Raw genomic sequence first — 18,389 nt, 5'->3', positions numbered from 1 at the left:
TAATTGCATGAAACTATGCATGCATATTAAACCCTGGGCATTTTTGGTGCTCTAATTGATACACACAAATTAGGTTATTAAATAAACACACAAATGAAAACACTGAAAAAATCGGCAATTGTGCTGGGGCTTTTCACGCTCCTCGCCGGAACCACCACCTTAGTCAGGGCACAGGACTATCAAAATGATTACCAGAATGATGGTTATAGCACTGGTAACGTTTCTTTGCAAACCTTTTACGACGAACTGACGCCTTATGGAACCTGGATTCAGGATCCGCAATATGGTTATGTTTGGCGGCCGGATGTAGATCAGAATGAATTTCGGCCTTATTATACCAATGGACGCTGGGCCATGACAGAGTATGGCAATACCTGGGTTTCCAATTATGATTGGGGCTGGGCGCCTTTCCACTACGGCCGTTGGGTAATTAATAGCTATCGCCAGTGGATTTGGTTACCAGATACCAATTGGGGACCGGCATGGGTAGACTGGAGAAGTGGGGATGGTTATTATGGTTGGGCACCAATGGCACCAAGCATTAATATTAATTTAAGCTTTGGCCGTAGGTATTCAGTGCCAGAATTTTGCTGGAATTTTATTCCGCAACGCAACATCTATATTAATACTTTTCCAAGATATGATTATGGCAGAAATAACGTGTATATCCGAAACACTACGATCATCAACAACACTTACGTGTATAACAGAAGAAGTTATTATGGCGGCCCGAGGGTAGAAGATATCAGACGTGCCACTAATCGTGACGTAACCGTTTATCGTTTTGATCAGAGTAGCAGACCAGGAGCCAGTAGAATTGGGGGCAGGGAAGTGTCGATTTACAGGCCAAGACCAGAGCGTAATGCGGTAGACAACCGCAATGCGGCACCGAGAAGATTTGAACAGGGTAATGCCGGAATAGGCCGCGGCGGAAGGAACGATGGCTTAGCTAACCGCGATCCGCGTGGAGGCACAGTTAATAACCAGAATGGAGATAACCGTGTTGGGGTTACTGATAATCGCAATGGAAGACCAAATCGTGGTAATGATGCTGGCCCGGGGAATACCATAAATCAACCTAATAGAGGTGAAGCTTATGATAAAAATACCAATGGCAGAATCGGGCGTGGAAATACCAATGGCGTTGATCAAAGAAATACACCCGCAAATATAAGCAGAGGTCAGGGTCAGCAACAAGTGGATCAAATGCGCCAGCAACGTGCGCAACAAGATCGGATGAGTATAGATCAGCAACGTGCGCAACGTGATATTCAGGTTCAGCAACAACGCGGTCAGCTTGAGCAACAGCAACGTTCACAACAGATGGAGCAACAAAGGGCCCAGCGTAATGAACAGATGCAACAACAACGTAACCAGCAGGTAGAACAGCAACGTTCACAGCAGATGGAGCAACAAAGGGCCCAGCGTAATGAACAGATGCAACAACAACGTAACCAGCAGGCAGAACAGCAACGTTCACAACAGATGGAGCAACAAAGGGCCCAGCGTAACGAGCAAATGCAGCAACAACGTAACCAGCAGGTAGAACAGCAACGTTCACAGCAGTTGGAACAACAAAGGGCTCAGCGTAACGAGCAAATGCAGCAACAACGTAACCAGCAGATGGAACAACAACGTTCGCAACAAATGCAACAAAGACAAGAGCAAAGAAGAACAGAATCTGCTCCACCACCACAAAGAGGAGGTGGTGAAGCAGGAAGACCATCCAGAGGAGGCAGAGGATAAATTTTACAGGTCCCGGTGAAAATCGGGACCTTTTTATGTTATTGTCCGGCTGCGGATTTTAAGCTGCTCAGGGTAGTCCCTTTGTAGGTTGTTTCAGCATTCGGATAACGGTTTTCAGGATCTAGCAGGAAAGTCTCTATCCCAAGTTCCAGCCCGAATTTAATCTCAGATGTCGCATCATCACCAATGATCAGAATGTCATCTGTTTTGAACTGATGCTGATCAATCAGTTTCTGAAAAGCCTCTTTTTTATTGGAAATTGAAACATCAACCACACAAATTTCTTCAAAATCAGCTGCAATTCCCAGCATTTTAACTTTAGAAGTCTGCTGCTTGTAAAAGCCAGCTGTGACAATAAATTTTCTTCCTTTTAATGCTTTGATAAAATGATAATCATCCGAAGGTTTTAAGGGTTCCGTTACTGATCTCGAATTTAAATAATCGATAATGTTTTCCATCGCTTCTTTTCTGAAACCATATTTTTCGGCAACTTTTAAAAAAGGTGTGCGCAGCATTTCACTTTTTGCCGCCTGGTATTGTTCAGCTGTGATGCCCAGATGCTGTTCATCTAAAAATTGATATAAGCCACCCATCAACTGCTTTTCATTGGGTTTTGTAAAGTATATGGTATTATCCAGATCGATAAAAAATATTTGCTTCATTGTGGATTGGTTTTTGTAAGATAAAAAAAATAAAACACCTTATACTAAAATATGTTTAACTAGATAAATAACTAAAACCATGAAAAAAGAGACGAAAATCATAGTAGGCGTGTTAGCAGGAGCAGCATTAGGCGCAACAATTGCATTGGCATTATCTTCAGATTCTTCAAATGATCTTAAAGGTAAATTATCAGACTTTTTTGCTGATCTGTTAGACTCCTCAAAAGATAAATTGGCTGGTTTAGCTGATAGAGCATCAGATGTGGCTGATAAGGTGAAAGATAAAATAGCAGAGGTAAAAGCTTAATATTGAAATGCCGGATATTCCGGCATTTTCTTTTTGTATTTCTAACCATACCTTAATGAAGATTGCTTTTCATGGTGCTGCCCGTACAGTTACAGGTAGTAAGCACCTTATTACATTAGATAATAATACCCAAATACTATTAGATTGTGGCCTGTTTCAGGGAATGGGCCATGTGACTGAAAAGTTAAATGACTTTTTTGGTTTCGATGTTAAAGCAGTTACCTATGTAATTCTATCTCATGCACATATAGACCATTGTGGTTTACTGCCTAAACTGGTAGCAGATGGCTTTAATGGAAAAATTTTCTGTACGGCTGCTACCATGGATTTAGGGCGGATTTTAATGATGGATTCTGCTAAGATTCAAATGCAGGATGCTGAATTTTCTAATCGCCATCGCCGGGAAGGGGAAGAAATGGAAGAAGCACTTTATACAGATGAAGATGTTGCAAAAACATTAAGCCTGATGAGGATTGTAGACTACGAAGAGGATTTTGAAATTGATGAAAACATTCACCTTCGATTGACTGACGCCGGCCATATCTTAGGAAGTGCTGCTGTTCATTTAACCATCAAAGAGAATGACAAATCTACACGTCTAACTTTTTCTGGTGATGTAGGTCGTTATGGCGATTTGTTGTTAAAAAGTCCGCAGCATTTTGATCAGGCAGACTATATTTTAATGGAATCTACTTATGGCGATTCTTTGCATAAAGACCTCGATCCAATTGAAAATATGCTCCTGGACATTATCCAGAACACCTGCGAGGTTAAAAAAGGGAAAGTCATTATTCCTGCTTTCGCCGTAGGAAGAACGCAGGAATTGCTTTATGCACTGAATGGTTTGGAATTAAAAGGCAAATTACCAGATGTTCCTTATTATGTAGATAGCCCATTATCGTCAAAAGCAACTGAAATTTTAAGGAACCATCCCGAAGTGTATAATAATGGGGTAAAAGAGATTTTAAAAGTAGATCATGATATTTTTGGTTTCAAAGGATTGCGGTTTATTGAAAGTGTAGCGGAATCTAAAGCCTTAAATGAAGACCCAAGACCTTGCGTGATTATTTCTGCTTCAGGTATGGCTGATGCCGGACGAGTAAAGCATCACATCAGAAACAATATAGGAAACCAAAAAAACACCATTTTAATGGTAGGCTACTGTGAACCCAATTCACTGGGTGGACAATTAATTGCAGGTAAAAAAGTGGTAGAAATTTTCAGGGATGAGTATGATGTGAAAGCAGAAATTCAATCCATCAAATCGATGAGTGCACACGGTGATTATGAAGATTTATTAAAATTTCTTTCCTGTCAGGATCCTGCACTGGTAAAACAATTGTTTCTGGTTCATGGAGAATATGAAGTGCAGCAACACTTTGCCACACGTTTAAAGGATCATGGATTTAAGCATGTTGCCATTCCCGAATATCATCAGGAGTTTGAGATTTAGTTGATGAATGACCTTCGGACATGTTACATAGAGATGTTTGATTGCATGTTAAAGATTTTATTCGATAGGCGTTTTTCATCTATCGGCTAACTTAAGGTGGATTTCATAAATTAAATTTTTCTTTGTTCCTTGCTCTTTGCTCCTTATTCTTTACTATATCGCCATTCCTCGCTATCTTTGTAATATGGATGTTTTTGGTAAGGCACTTACTGATATTTATAAAACCGGCGAAGCCGATACACTTTGGTTACACAATTCTTACGGCGAACCGGAAGAAATGCCTCTCGCATTTTTCTTTCGTGACGATGAAGAAATGCCGGTTTTGGAGTTACAGGCATTGCATATGTGTACTGGAAAAGTTTTAGATATTGGTGCAGGCGTAGGAAGTCATGCTTTACTTTTACAAGCCTTTAATATTGATGTAACGGCTATCGATGTATCAGCAGCTGCGGTTGATATTATGAAAGATCGTGGCGTAAAAAAAGCCTTACTTCAGGATGTTTTTACTTACCGGGAAAAGTTTGATACCATTTTAATGCTGATGAATGGTATTGGCCTAACCGGAACACTTTCTGGCTTTAAAGAATTTCTGATCAAAATAAAAGATTTGCTTAACCCCGGCGGACAAGTGATTTTCGATTCGTCTGATATTTCGTATTTGTATGAGGACCAGTTAAAGCCTCAAAACCAGTATTATGGTGAAGTTTCCTATCAATACGAATATCAAGGCAAAAAAGGTGATTGGTTCAATTGGGTTTATATTGACGAAGAAAGCATCAAAGCAATTGCTGCGGATACCGGCTGGAATTGCGAAATGATTTTTGATGATGGTGAAGACCAGTACCTGGTGAAATTAACATTAGCATAAATTGTCAATGCGAGGCATGAAGCAATTTTACTCGCAAATGAGATTGCTTTGTGCCTCGGCAAGGACGATCTGACAATTTAAAAACTAAACATCGTTTGTCTGCCACCAACTTTCTGCCCAAAGTTCTGGATGTTATACGTTAGGGTTAACATGCCGTATCTGCCCAGATTATTCGTTTGATAATCCACCACACTGTTTCCTGTAATTTCAATAGAACGGCGCACGTTACTTTGTAAAATATCATTCACTGCCAGTTTCAGCTGAAGTTTGTCATTCTTCATAAAAAGATAGGTTATGGCTGCATTCCAAAGTTTAATGTTATTGTTATAGCCTGCAATTTGCTGTGTGTTTGCAGTCAGTGCAAAATTGGTTTCAAAAACAACTTTTTTAGGGTATCTGATTATCAATTCAGAAGTGCTGTTTTGTGTATTGTAGCTTAAATTTGTGTAGAAATTATCCTGGTAGCGACTGCGGTTTAAATTAATAGCATACGATTGGTTGATTTCTACCACATCATTCAGATTAAGGCGAATGCTTCCATTTGGCCCAACATAAAATACATTGGCATTACTCCTGATATTATTTACAATAACTGGCAGGTGATTGAAGTTCGCCCAGAAACCTAGCCCTAGCTTTAAGCTTGTTTTGTTGAATTTGAAATCTTTAGCACCATTGGCTCCACCATTAAAGCTGTATATTCCGCTTGCATTAATCGGAGTTACCGTTTGTACGCCGTTGCTGATGTTTACGGTGTTTACAATTCCGTTTTTAGTAAAGTTTCCATAACCGTATAAATTATAATTGATCAGGTTTTGCGGATCATATTTGTACATATTTAAACTTACATTTTGTGTTCGGGCAGGTAATAAATTTGGATTACCATTGCGGATATACAAGGCATTTGTATTATCGGCTACGGGCTGTAAATAGCTTACATTTGGTTCTGTAAACTGCGCCGAATAATTGATTCGGAATATTTTATACTTTAACTGAAATGTTGGCCAAATGAAATGATAGCGCTGGTTAAGGTTGTTTGCATTACTAAAACGGTTGTTAAGTGAAATATAATTGTGTACCACTCCCGGCTGCAAGTTAAAATCTTTGGTGATTTTATAATTCAAGCTCACATTCATGTTTGTTTTAAAGCCTGTTTGTTCAACCGTCTGGCTTAGATTCGGAATGACAATATCATACAACTGATTGGCCTGGTTTTTATAAAAAGTGCTGAGGGCATTCTCATTATTGATGATATTGCCGCTTAAATCAATCTTGAAGTTAAGTTTTTTATTAATGGGTTCGCTGTAATTCGTATAGATATACGTTCTGAAATTTTCAATTTGATTGTTTCTTAATTGATCTATTTCAGTTGTAGAAGGCGTTAGAAAGGTGGTATTGCTGCTTTGATTATAGTTTAAGCCAGGATTGGGTTTGGTTGATATGTCAAATCCGATATTAAATGATCTTCCGGCTTTCTTAAAATCTTTACTCAGATCGGCCAACAGCTGATACTTATTATTAGCTGAATTGATGTTATTTAAGTTTTGAAGGGTATTGAGCAACTGCCCCGCGGCATTGGTATTGGTTGAATAATTTGTACTTACGGAATTATTGGAGTTCAATACCAGAAAGGGCTCAATGGTTAACTGGGTTAGTGAGTCTATCTGCCAATCAATTTTCCCGGCAATATTATGTTTCAATGTTAATGAACTGGTATTTTCATTTGCATTGGTGACTAACCTATCCTCTCCAAGGGTTTGGTTGGTATTGGTTAATCTTTCCAGCAGATTATCATTTCTGCCGAAGAAATACTGTGTGTTTATCTTTATTCCTTTTTTGGTTAATGTATTGAAGTTGAAACCTCCTCCTGATGAGGTTTGAATTCCGCTGTAACTTCCGCCAAAGCTAATTCCGTTAAATTCGAAATATCCACCAGAGCTCATCATCATGGAATTTACACCACTTCGGTTGAAACCGCCAATTCTTTGCACATCATTCGGATTAAAACCAGGTTGATTGATATTGTTTCCGTAGGCCAATACACTTACCTGTGTAGTATCTCTGAAAAAGTTCATTAAGCCGCCAGCCTGATACAGGTTTTTAGTGCCAGCACCTGCATATAATTTTCCAAATGCACCTTTTTTAATGGCTTTTTTTAGTTTCAGGTTAATTACCTGCGGAATTTCAGCAGCCGTTAAATCAGGATTACGTCTTTTTGCCTGTTTATCATCAACCACCTGAACTTTGTCTATCATATTAGCAGGCAAGTTCTTGGTGGCAATTTGCTGGTCTCCACCAAAAAATTCCTTTCCATCCACCAGGATTTTACTAACCGTTTTACCATTCACCATGATGGAACCATCAGCAGCGATTTGTACACCAGGCAATTTTTTTAACAAATCTTCCACTACAGCCGATGGAAGTGTTTTAAATGATGCTGCATTAAATTCAATCGTATCCTTCCGGACAATCACAGGAGGCCTTTCTGCTGTAATGATCACTTCATCGAGATCGTTAGATTTTGTGGAGAGATAAAGTGTGCCCAAATCTAAAATGGGTTTATCTGCGGTAAGTTCTACATTCTTTCTGTAAATTCCATATTGCCAGGCTGTTATGATCAGTCGGTATTTTAATCCCGTTGCCAAGCCATTAATTTTAAATACGCCATGATCGTCAGAAAGTTTATAAGTCGTTAAAATGCTGTCTCCGGCCTTATACACAGAAACTGTAGCATAATTTAAGGTGCTATTGCGGTTGGCACTATCTGCCAATATACCTGTTATACTGCCGTTTTTTTGAGCAGCCAGGTTAAGAAATGTAAAACATAAAATTGCTGAAAGTAGGAATATCTTCATATAATAGCTGATTAGGAAGTCTGAAGTTATGTATGGTATTGATGCCACTTTAAAAAATGTGATGAAGGTCTTATAAAATGTGACGGACATCCAAAACCAGCATTTTTGCTTTACATGTTAAAAATGAATACAATCAACAAAACAACTATAAATTTAGTTAAACATAAGATTAATCCCAAACAGATTTGAAATGGCGCAAAAAAGTTACAGATGCCTTGTGTATGATATTTTCCTTTTTATACTGATTTTCAGTTTAGAAAAATCTTTAGGCTGACTTATTTTAATGGATATACGAAGTTGAACCTGCGCATTTTCTTATTCCATAATCCTTTGATTGAACCCAACAATCAGCTTAAATAAATCATGGTATTCAGTTAAGGGTAAGGTTTCAGCTTTGTCGAAGATATCATGATAAGCTGCAGGGCCTCCCTGTGTGTAGATGAAGAAGGCCGGAACACCTTTTTCTGTGAAAAAGTAATGATCGCTGTTTGCCGCTTTTCCTCTTGAATTAATTTTGCTGATTAATTTTTGCTCCTGATTAATTTCATTTAACAAAGAAAATGCTTTAGGATAAACACTTGCATTTACGACAGTCATTCCGCTTTCTCCTGTTCCAACTAAATCCAGGTTAATCAGAAACTTAATTTTGCTTAAGGGAATTGGTGGGTTTTCAACGAAGTAGCGCGAACCAAGCAAACCGGCTTCTTCACCTGCAAAACAGATGAACCCTATGGAGTAGGGCTGAGGATGTGCTTTGTAATATTTTGCCAGGCTTAGTAAAGTAGCCACACCTGCAGCATTATCATTGGCTCCTGGAAAATAGGTATCAGCACCCATTCCACCAAGGTGATCATAATGTGCCGTGATGATCAACATGGAATCGGGTTGTTTGGTTCCTTTAATCCATCCGCAAATATTGGATGCCCTGAAGTTTTCAATAAATTTGTTTTCTATATCGACACTGATCTCCTTTGGTATTTCTTTGAAATTTTTACGATTGATCTCGATGGTTGTTTCCTGCGCAACAGTTGTGGCTACAGACCAGGTTAACTTATCTTTTAATTGAATACGCAGGTTTGGATGTGCGATGAAATTTAAGCTGTCAACTTTTTCCAAACTTCCTTTTTGCCTGATGCCAGCGCTTTCGTTGTTAACGATAAAGTCTCTACCAGGCATAAGCTTTTTACCGTTAATGGCTACAAACATTTTACCAGGAAAAGTATTTACGGGATAAGCGAATTCTTGCTTAAAGTCTGTTCCCATAGGTAGCAAGCCTATGTTTTTATATGCTGCTGATAAGAAATCTGCAGTTTTCTTCATGCCATCTTTGGTGTAGCCACGCCCCCAGAAGGACGCAGATGCTAAGGTGTTAACCATCTTACGCACGTAAAGAGAATCCTGTGCGAAGCAGGCGATGTTGGACAACATTAAAAACAGCGTGAAGATCTTTTTCATAAAAAAGTATGAAGTGTAAAGCTAAGCGGAAATTGTTGTTAAATGATAAATTCGGTAAATATGCTTTTTAAATGCTAAACAAAATCCATGCAAAAAGCCATTCAATTTTGAAATCGAATGGCTTTTGTAAATATGGTTTTAGCCATGCTACTTTGCTAAATAGGGTTGCAGTGCCACTTTTATCTTTTCTTTATTTTGAACTGAAGTCCATTTATCTGTAATGGATTGATCACCTAATGCAAATAGTACTTCATATAATAATTTATCATTTACTTTGGTTTTAACTTTGAAATCAGCTGGCGAGGTTTTAGTTAAATCTGTCCATACCTCACGAACATCAGCCCAATATGTTTTTTGGTTATCCCACCATTTCTGGGCATATTCAAATTTCTTTGGATCGATTTTAGTAAATTCTTCATATCCTTTTTCTATAGCCAGCAACTGGTCACCTTTCGGCGTACGCAAAACTTTTTTATTGTCTTGCTCAAACATCCAGCCCTCTTTTGTAATATAAATTCTGCTGCCACGATTTAAAACATTATAGTCATTCCGAACGGTTGATTCCCTTCTTGGAAGTGGCGAATCTGTTTCGCTTTGCCAGGCATCATGACCGCCAACATGGCTCCAGGTTCCATAACCCTGGTAACGTGGACTATCATCTACCTGGTAAACCTTTTGCGTCCATTTCCCTTTTACCTGAGCAGGCGTTAAGGTTGTTTTCTTCCAGGAATTATCCTGTGTATAAAGCATAATATCAGTATCCTCATAGGTCCAGTCCTGGCGCCAGTGTTTAATTACCGTAGAATCATTAATGGCTAACATATGTTGAATCACGATGCGTTTAGGCTCATCAACAATGATTTCTGCCCATTCATTTCCATGGCTCCGGTAAGGCTTGCTAAACTGATATTCCGTGTTTGGGGCAGTAATTTCTGCATAATTGAAATTTACCTTATAGAAACCTGCTAGTGATTTAATGGCTTTTCTATCTTGCTCAAATTTATCCTGAGCCTGGACATTAGCTGTTATGAGTACAATCAATACGGCTAAGAAATTTAGATTTTTCATTTTATAAAGGTTAAGGTTTACTGATCCGCCAGGGCGGGATTTTTCTTTTTTTTCTTTTTCCCCCACCAGATGATGAAACCTGTAATGGGTAAACTTGCGGCAATGAAGCTTGCAAAAAAGGCCATTATTTTTCCAGGTAAGCCCAATATTGCACCCACGTGGATATCGTAATTCATTCCGATAAGTGCTTCGCCGGCATTTTTATCACGTTGGTTTTTGCGATGCAACAATTTTCCTGTATACTGATCAAACTGTAAAACATCAAAATTCCAATACGTTTCAGTACCATGATAGCCGGTGGCATAAATGGTGTTGGTTCCGCCTGGCACTGCAGGCGACATACCGATCCGGTCAAAGTCTTTAAACGTCTGTTTTGCTTTTTCAAAAGCGATATCGAACGGATTTGCTGTGATTTTTTTTGTAGCATCCGACTTCACATCAGCCTGTACCGGAGGGGTAATGCTTCTGGAAGCAACCACATATACCGTGGTTTGGAACCATTTAAAAGCCCAAACCATGCCGGTAAGCGCCAGCATCAGGCAAATGATCATCACATAAAAACCCAGTACGTTATGTAAATCATAATTTACCCTTTTAAACTTTGCACGCCATTTGATTTTGAAACTTTTATCAAAATTGGATTTTTTAAGGTTTTTGGGCCACCACATCACCATTCCGGAAATCAGTAGAAATACAAAAATGAAGGTAGCCCAACCAATAATCTGCTGACCAATGGGATGATTCATTAGAAAACTCCAATGGAGCATTTTAACGATGGCAAAGAATTCATATTTGTGATCGGCAACCATTGTTACCTTTCCGGTATAAGGATTAACCAGTACCAGATCGTAATAGTCTATTGAATCAAAATACCAGAAAGCTTTGGGGTCTCCTGCTTTAAAAGTGCCAAATTCCCAGGCACGATCTGCTTCCTGGTAAGTAGAAATAAAGGAAATTTGTTTGTTGCCACCTAAAGCTTTCTCTGCTGTTTGTTTTAAAACACTAAGCGGAACAGTTTGCCTGTTAGCAGGCACATCAACAAAAATTTCTTTCCGATGAATCCATTCGGTGATTTCTTTTTGAAAAGCAAAAATGCATCCGGTAATACCCAGGTGAAAAACGACCAAACCCGAAGCAATTCCAAGCCACAAGTGTAGCCAATCGCTGATTTTTCGAATCCGGGATTTTGCTGGTTTTTTTTGGACTGGTTTGGTTGGTGCCATCAATATTGTAATAAATTAACCCATTGCAGGTTTTATGCTGCTAATGGGTTGTAAATGTTGCATTGGTTTTTAATTAATCTGGGTAGTATAAGTAACCAGGTGCCAAACCTTTTCATAATCTTTTCCATTCAGCTTTCCGGCAGTTTTATCTTCAGTAAATGCTTCAATGAAATAATTTCCTTTTGCTTCCGGCTTAAAGATGAATTTTCCATCAGCATCAGTTTCTGTCGGAATAACTTTTCTCTCCGGATTAACCAGTGTTATTTTTTGTTTCGCAAAAGGCTTTTTGTCGTAAATAAGCTGATTAGTAGATGATTCGCCAACTTTTAGAACAGGTTGATCTGGCCTGATGGTTAATGCTGCATTAGCCGGAAAACCATTATTTACTTTCTTGCCACCTATAGCAACATCGGCAAATGCATAGTACATTAATTTGCCTTTTTCATAAATATCTGCCACTTCATGTACCACAGCTAATTTATAGGTTCCGCTTTGATCCGGGGTAAAACTGGCTTTGTAGAAATGTAAATCTGGCGAAGCCGTCAATACTTTTGTTGTTCCGTTTGGTGCAATTAACATCAGTTTAAAATCCTTTAAATTGCTGAACCATTTTGCGGTGGAGTCTGGTTCATTGGCTTCGTATTCTCCAAAAAAGATTTTTACTTCCTGAGCTTGACCTTTCTTCCCTGTTGATGCTGTTTCAATCCATAAGGCATGTGAAAATGCCTGGGAAAGGCTGAAGGTGAAGAAAAAAAACAATAGTGATAATTTCGTTTTCATTGTATTTCGGTTTTAGGTAAAAGCAAGCAGAAACTATCTGACCAATTTCTGCTCGCAGATTTGTTAGAATTTATAGGCTACACTTACTCTGTAATTTCTTGGTGCTTCTGCCTGGTAGTAGTAAGCATTTAAAAATTGGTAATAAGAACCACTGTATAAATATTTATCCAGAATGTTAAATACATTTCCGGTGATTCTAAATTTCGAGCGTTCGTAAAACAATCCGCCATCTAACTTAAAGTAATTGGGTAATTTTTGTAAACCCACACTCCAGGTATCTGTTGCGCGGCCGGCCAGATAGGTAAAGCCAGCTGAAATTCCGGAACCCTTTAATGCCCCATCTTGCAAGGTATATGTTAACCATCCATTTGATACATGTTTAGCAAAACCCGGAACAACATCGCCCACATTAATACCGGTAACACCAGGTGTAACTTCGGTTACTTTAGAATCTGTGTAGGCGTAGTTGGCAATTAAAGTTAAACCATCCGTGATTTTACCCCTTAAGTCGAACTCGATACCCTGGGATCTTTTCTCGCCTAAAACAACACTAAAGTTCTCTCTTATCGGATTAGCCGGATCTGCTGGGTTATTAATTACGCCATTTGCAGGATCAGCAGTCAGTTCATTTTGTTTACGAATTCTATATACTGATAGCGTTGTATTCCATTTCCCATCAAACCAATCTTTCTTTATACCAATTTCATTATTGGTGCCGGTAATGGGTTCAACCTTACCACCGTTACGGATTAAGCCACTCTGCGGGGTAAAGGCTTCATCATAAACGGCATAAACTGCCGTATTTTTATCGATGGATACACTTAAACCAACTCGTGGTGTAACTTTTTTAGCTGAATAAGCTTCGCCGCCCCAGGCTGATTGATTCACATAAGTATAGCGGCCGGCTAATGTTAAACGTACTTTATTGTTGAAGAAACCAAGTTCGTCCTGTGCGTAGGCACTTAAATATTTTGAATCCATTAACCCGCCAGCGTTGACGGCTCTTTGTGTTAAGGGTGTTGTGCGATCAAAAACCGGATACCCATTTAAAGGGAAACCATAGTTTGGGTTATTTAAATCAAATGGAGCAGTTGGTAAATCTAAATTATGCGATTGACCCCAGTCTGCCATATAATTTTTCTTTCCACCGTCAAAGCCTGCTAAAATGCGGTGGTTAATGCCACCGGTTCTCACCTTTCCATTGATAAATAATTGAGCCAGTTTCATGCTGCTTTCGGCATCCCAAATGGCCACATTTCTAATGACTGTACTATTGGCATTCACGGCAGATGGCCACGAACTATAACCTACCTGGTTATACTTAAAATAGGCGGCCTGTGCGGTTAATTTCCAGTTATCGTCAAAATTGTGCTGCAGGTTTAAAAATATACTCTGGTCTTTGATACGTGTTGGCGGAACTCCAGGCTGCGTCATGGTAAGCTCCTGTGGATGCGTGGCATATCCATCCGGCGAGAAAATATAATATGATCCGACCTCAGTCATTTTTGCATTTTGAAAGGTATATTCGGCGGTCAATTTAGTGCGGTTTGTAATCTGATAACTTAATACCGGAGCAATGCTATAGCGATCATTTTTCTCATAAGGCCTGAAAGATCCTTTATTTTGTACCGCACCATTTAGCCTGAACAGTAGTTTTCCATCATTTGTTAACTTGCGGTCGAAATCAATTGCAGTGCGGTACAGGTCATAACTCCCCAAGGTAAAGGAAACCTCCCCACGGTTAAAACCAGTTGGCTTTTTGGTCACTACATTATACATGCCACTTGGATCACCATTTCCGAGCATAAAACCTGCCGGACCTTTTACAAATTCAATATGATCAACAAAGCTCATGTCTTCTGTCAGGGGTCCCCAGAATGATGACACGACATTGAAACCATTTCTCATTGCCTGTATCTGGGATCCGCGCATGGTAATGTTGGTGTACATATCACCCCAATGCTCTATTCGGGTAGCACCACTCACATTTCTGATTAAACCATCGCTCATGCTAATGATTTGCTGGTCTTTGATCACCTGATCACTAACGGTTTGTATATTTTGAGGCGCTTCTAAAAGAGGTTCATTCAAACGCAGGGAGGCGGAAGGTAATCCTATTTTGTACCTGTTATTTTTACCGGCAATGGTTATCTCTTCCAGGGCCTGATCAGTTTCTACCAGTGTAAAGTTAACCACTTTATCTTCTCCGGCAGTGATTGTGATGGTTTGTTCTGATGCTTTAATGCCTACGGCGGAAGCCACAATAATATATGTTCCTGGTTTTACGCGATGAATGGTATAGTTACCGGCATCATCTGAAGTGGTACCCTGACCCTTATCCTTCAAACCTATGGTAATAAAGGGAGCTGGGCGACCATTTGAAGTGCTTACTTTTCCTTTAATAGTGGCCACTTGTTGTGCAGCAGTAATCAGACTGATCATCAGCATCACTGCTGTTAGTGTTAATAATCTCATTGAATTAAAAATTAGAATTTGTAAGTGATGTTTGCTACCAGATTTCTAGGCATTTGAGGTTCGATTGTTGTCCAGCCTTTATAATATCTCTTATCTGTGATGTTGTCTAACTTAAGTCCGAGTCGATACTTATTCCTGTTATAAAAAACAGTGGTATTTAAAACGGTATATGACGGCAGCGTGAAAATTCCTGTAACAGCATTATTGGTAATTATATTTGTGCTGTTGTAATTGCCACCAAAACCAAGACCCAACCCTGTTAAGCTTCCCTTACTAAGGGTATAGCTGATCCAACCGTTAATCATGTTTTCCGGTCCCGCATCAACTGGTCTTCTGCCTTCTACAGATGGAGCGGCTTTAGTGAGCTTACTGTCGATATGGCTATAGCCGGCAACTACATTCAGGCCCGCTACCGGATTGGCATTTAAGCTGATTTCAATACCTTTATTTCTTTGCGTTCCGTCCTGAACACTGATGTTATAATTGGTTACACCTCTGTTAATGGATTCAGCCCTGATAATGTTATCCACTTTGATGTCGAAATAACTTGCTGTAATATTGAGCTTGTTATGAAATAGATCAGCCTTAACACCACCTTCAATCTGATTGGCTTGCTGAGGTTTAAACGTGCCATTAATATCTGCCAATGGCTGAATAACAGGTGCCAGGTTTTTAAAACCATTCATGTAATTGGCAAATAATGCTACCTGATCTTTTACAATATTATATGTTAAACCAAACTTAGGCGATAACGCTGTTTGTAAATATTTACCTGTGGTTATGCCAGTCGAGATATCATAAGATCCTTTATTGTCAAACCGATCAACCCTTAAACTCAGCATTGCACCCAACTCATCAGTGATGTTTACCACATCTGATACATAGGCACTATATACTTTACTTAAAGTAGATGATTTTGCCGGGCCTGAAGCTGCGGCAATTTTAGCTTCTACAGCACTGCGGGTAATGCTGGCATAGTTTGCGGGTGTACCTACACTATTAACTAAATCAAACAATACATATGGAGAATTGCTGTTGTTTGTTTTTTGAGATAAATAATCCAACCCGATGACTACCCGGTTTCTGATACCCCAGATTTTAAAATCTCCAATAAAATTTTGTTGAATATTAGCCCCGTTACTGGTTGAATTCTGGATGTTTATATACCTGGAAAGCACATTATCAGTAGCGCCGAGATACATGATGTACTGATAAAATCCGTCAGATTTACGGGTGTTCTGAGAGAAGTTTGTTTGAGCGACCCACTCATCAGAAATTTTATAGGTTACCTGGCCGCGAACATTGTTAGTAGGTGTTTTAACAGTTAAATCGTTACTGGTATAAGATTTTCCAAAGTCAAAGTTTAATTCATCCGGGGTGCGGGCAATCAATGGTCTGCTTCTGTTTAAGAAAACCATTAAAGGGTTGGTGCCTTCGTAGCTATAGAAATCGGCAGCTAAATTTAATTTTAATTTATCATTAACCCTGTACTCTAAAGCCGGAGAAAAAAAAGTTGATTTATTAAAACCTGCATCCTGCCAGCTATTTTGCTTGTTATATGCTGCGTTCATCCTAAACAGTAGGTTTTTAGCCTTATTCACCGGGCTGTAAACGTCGGCGGTTAATCTGTTTAAACCAAAACTACCAGTATAATAAGAAACAGCGCCACCGGTGGTATCCAACGGCTTTTTGGTCACTACGTTAATCAAGCCTCCAAAGCTGGTGAGTGCACCGCCATATAAAGTGCCGGCTGGTCCCTTTATTACTTCAACCGTTTCAATATTGGATGGATCAAGATCTCCGTTGGTTTGTCCGGCAATACCATCAATCATAGATACCTGCGTAACAAAACCACGTAGGTTATAATAAGCTGCACCATCGCCAGCTCTGCCGGTTGAGGTCCATAGTTTATCGATTCCGGGAGAATTTTTTAAGGCAGCGTTAAAATCTGTAGCGATTTGTTCTTCCATTAATTCCTTACTGATGGTCACATATACCTGAGGGTTTTCCAGGTTTTTTAAAGGCAGCTTAGCCACGTAATTGCTTGGTTTTGTAGCAAATTTATTCCGTTTATTACTGCTAATGTTCACCTCTTTAAGCTGGTCAGCATTTTCTCGCAGTACAAAATTTATGGTGAGTGGTTGACCTGATGTTACGGTAATGTTTTTTTCCTCAGAACTTAAGCCCACACCCGAAGTGCGAATGATGTAGGTGCCGGGTTTAATACGGTCTAAAGTAAAGGAACCATCTTCGGCAGTGGTATTCCCGATGCCTTTTCCTTTAAGGCCAACAGAAATATAAGGGGCTGGCTTACCATCTGAAGTGGTTACTTTTCCACTGATGGTTGATGTTTGCTGAGCGAAAGTTGCTGAAGTAAAAGATAAAAGTAGAAGTATTAAATTGAAGAGTCTAAGTTTAAGCATGCTTATTTATTTGGATTAATTCTAAACAGCTGCAAAATAACGGTAGAAATAATTATAATCCAAATAATTTGTAATAATTCTAAATAAGAATAGCGTTCAAAAAGATGTTTGCCTTTTAAATTGCCCGTAACCAGATTTTAAAAGCTGTTTCAGCTGACATTAACATTTCATCACTCGGAAATGATGAATCCTGAAGCTGATAAATGTTAGTTTCCTGGTTATACCAGGATTGAAACCCAAAAAACCAACAACGGTAAAAAGTTTATTTGATTTGGATTACCCTCAAGCTAAGTGGTCTTTCTGTATCATTGGCAGGCGAAACCAAACCTCCGGCAATAACATCATAGTGATATCCTGCGGCAAAGGAACTGTTTTCAGAAACAGCTTTAACCGTTCCGGAACTGGTTTCTTTTAATTCCAGGGTAAATGTTCCGGGGTCGACAGCGATAAAACCACTGGCACTTTTATAAGGTTTGCCTGTTGCATAGCTATTTGTGCTGCCTGTTTTTACCAAATCCATAGCGGAAGCATCCGGAGCAAGATTGATGAAGCGAATGTATGCCTTGTCTGTGGAGGATATAGTTAAATCATCCGTTAAGGCTAACACTTCTAATGCAGCGGGTTTGTTGATCAGGTAAAAAGATTGATTAGTGCTGGCGGTTAAATTAAGGGCTTTAGTGAGTATACCTTCAGTTGAAGCGGCCGTTGTAAATTTTAAGGTATAGTTGCCAGAGGTTCTGGTAGTGTAAGAGGTTGATCCGGCAAATGGTAATGCAGCGGTATTCAGTAGCGTTTCATTCAGGTATACATTATAGGTGCCCAGTGTAGGCGAAATGTTAGTTACTCTTAAATTCGATAAGTTTGGATCAACAGTTTCGGTTTTTTTACAGGAAATAAATCCCATTGAAATGATAAGGGTTAAGAAGGAATAGTAACTCAGTTTTTTAAGGGTAAACATTTTCATTGGTTTTTAAATTTTGATTAATAAATGTAGTGTAAGGTTAAACGGCGACGGGTTAGGAAGCGCTACAATAGCACAAATATTGTGTTTTAATATCAGCAGTGATTGTTAAATCT

The 18,389-nt window shown here is 39.1% G+C and carries 13 protein-coding genes; 4 read left to right on the top strand and 9 right to left on the bottom strand.

Features of this window, described 5'->3' with window-relative positions:
- Positions 1 to 93: 93 nt before the first annotated feature.
- Positions 94 to 1,746: a DUF6600 domain-containing protein gene (locus tag OQX64_RS21445; RefSeq protein ID WP_265820294.1), complete on the top strand. Its 1,653-nt coding sequence runs from the start codon at positions 94 to 96 to the stop codon at positions 1,744 to 1,746.
- A gap of 38 nt (positions 1,747 to 1,784) precedes the next feature.
- On the opposite strand, the gene OQX64_RS21440 is transcribed toward OQX64_RS21445, so the two are convergent.
- Positions 1,785 to 2,408 (bottom strand): HAD family hydrolase, encoded by a 624-nt coding sequence (locus OQX64_RS21440; RefSeq protein WP_265820293.1) that lies wholly within the window; start codon positions 2,406 to 2,408, stop codon positions 1,785 to 1,787.
- Between the two features lie 79 nt (positions 2,409 to 2,487).
- Between OQX64_RS21440 and OQX64_RS21435 the strand changes: the two genes are divergently transcribed.
- The 3 genes from OQX64_RS21435 to OQX64_RS21425 all read left to right on the top strand — a co-directional run bounded on the left by OQX64_RS21435 (position 2,488) and on the right by OQX64_RS21425 (position 5,036).
- Complete coding sequence (locus OQX64_RS21435; RefSeq protein ID WP_088302524.1) at positions 2,488 to 2,715, top strand: YtxH domain-containing protein; 228 nt, start codon at positions 2,488 to 2,490, stop codon at positions 2,713 to 2,715.
- A 55-nt stretch (positions 2,716 to 2,770) separates the two neighbouring features.
- The gene (locus OQX64_RS21430) at positions 2,771 to 4,168 is read left to right on the top strand and encodes an MBL fold metallo-hydrolase RNA specificity domain-containing protein (RefSeq protein ID WP_265820292.1); all 1,398 of its coding nucleotides are present in this window, start codon (positions 2,771 to 2,773) and stop codon (positions 4,166 to 4,168) included.
- Between the two features lie 184 nt (positions 4,169 to 4,352).
- A complete protein-coding gene (locus OQX64_RS21425) occupies positions 4,353 to 5,036 on the top strand; it encodes a class I SAM-dependent methyltransferase (RefSeq protein ID WP_265820291.1) in 684 nt (227 codons plus the stop codon).
- 77 nt (positions 5,037 to 5,113) lie between these two features.
- On the opposite strand, the gene OQX64_RS21420 is transcribed toward OQX64_RS21425, so the two are convergent.
- The 8 genes from OQX64_RS21420 to OQX64_RS21385 form a co-directional block, all read right to left on the bottom strand.
- The gene (locus OQX64_RS21420) at positions 5,114 to 7,888 is read right to left on the bottom strand and encodes an outer membrane beta-barrel protein (RefSeq protein WP_265820290.1); all 2,775 of its coding nucleotides are present in this window, start codon (positions 7,886 to 7,888) and stop codon (positions 5,114 to 5,116) included.
- A 315-nt stretch (positions 7,889 to 8,203) separates the two neighbouring features.
- Positions 8,204 to 9,343, bottom strand: coding sequence for a M28 family metallopeptidase (locus OQX64_RS21415; RefSeq protein ID WP_265820289.1), 1,140 nt, complete (start codon positions 9,341 to 9,343; stop codon positions 8,204 to 8,206).
- A 147-nt stretch (positions 9,344 to 9,490) separates the two neighbouring features.
- Positions 9,491 to 10,411: a DUF6607 family protein gene (locus OQX64_RS21410; RefSeq protein WP_140418702.1), complete on the bottom strand. Its 921-nt coding sequence runs from the start codon at positions 10,409 to 10,411 to the stop codon at positions 9,491 to 9,493.
- A 17-nt stretch (positions 10,412 to 10,428) separates the two neighbouring features.
- Positions 10,429 to 11,634, bottom strand: a complete 1,206-nt coding sequence (locus tag OQX64_RS21405; RefSeq protein ID WP_088302529.1) for a PepSY-associated TM helix domain-containing protein — start codon at positions 11,632 to 11,634, stop codon at positions 10,429 to 10,431.
- Between the two features lie 69 nt (positions 11,635 to 11,703).
- Positions 11,704 to 12,414, bottom strand: coding sequence for a DUF4198 domain-containing protein (locus tag OQX64_RS21400; protein WP_265820288.1), 711 nt, complete (start codon positions 12,412 to 12,414; stop codon positions 11,704 to 11,706).
- 63 nt (positions 12,415 to 12,477) lie between these two features.
- The gene (locus OQX64_RS21395) at positions 12,478 to 14,889 is read right to left on the bottom strand and encodes a TonB-dependent receptor (RefSeq protein ID WP_265820287.1); all 2,412 of its coding nucleotides are present in this window, start codon (positions 14,887 to 14,889) and stop codon (positions 12,478 to 12,480) included.
- An 11-nt stretch (positions 14,890 to 14,900) separates the two neighbouring features.
- Positions 14,901 to 17,312 (bottom strand): TonB-dependent receptor, encoded by a 2,412-nt coding sequence (locus OQX64_RS21390; protein WP_265820286.1) that lies wholly within the window; start codon positions 17,310 to 17,312, stop codon positions 14,901 to 14,903.
- Positions 17,313 to 17,574: 262 nt separating this feature from the next.
- Positions 17,575 to 18,276, bottom strand: coding sequence for a DUF4397 domain-containing protein (locus OQX64_RS21385; protein WP_265820285.1), 702 nt, complete (start codon positions 18,274 to 18,276; stop codon positions 17,575 to 17,577).
- Between the last annotated feature and the right edge of the window lie 113 nt (positions 18,277 to 18,389).

Origin of the sequence: Pedobacter sp. GR22-10, from assembly GCF_026239715.1 — a bacterium.
Lineage (GTDB): Bacteria > Bacteroidota > Bacteroidia > Sphingobacteriales > Sphingobacteriaceae > Pedobacter.
This window is presented reverse-complemented; position numbering and strand designations above follow the sequence as displayed.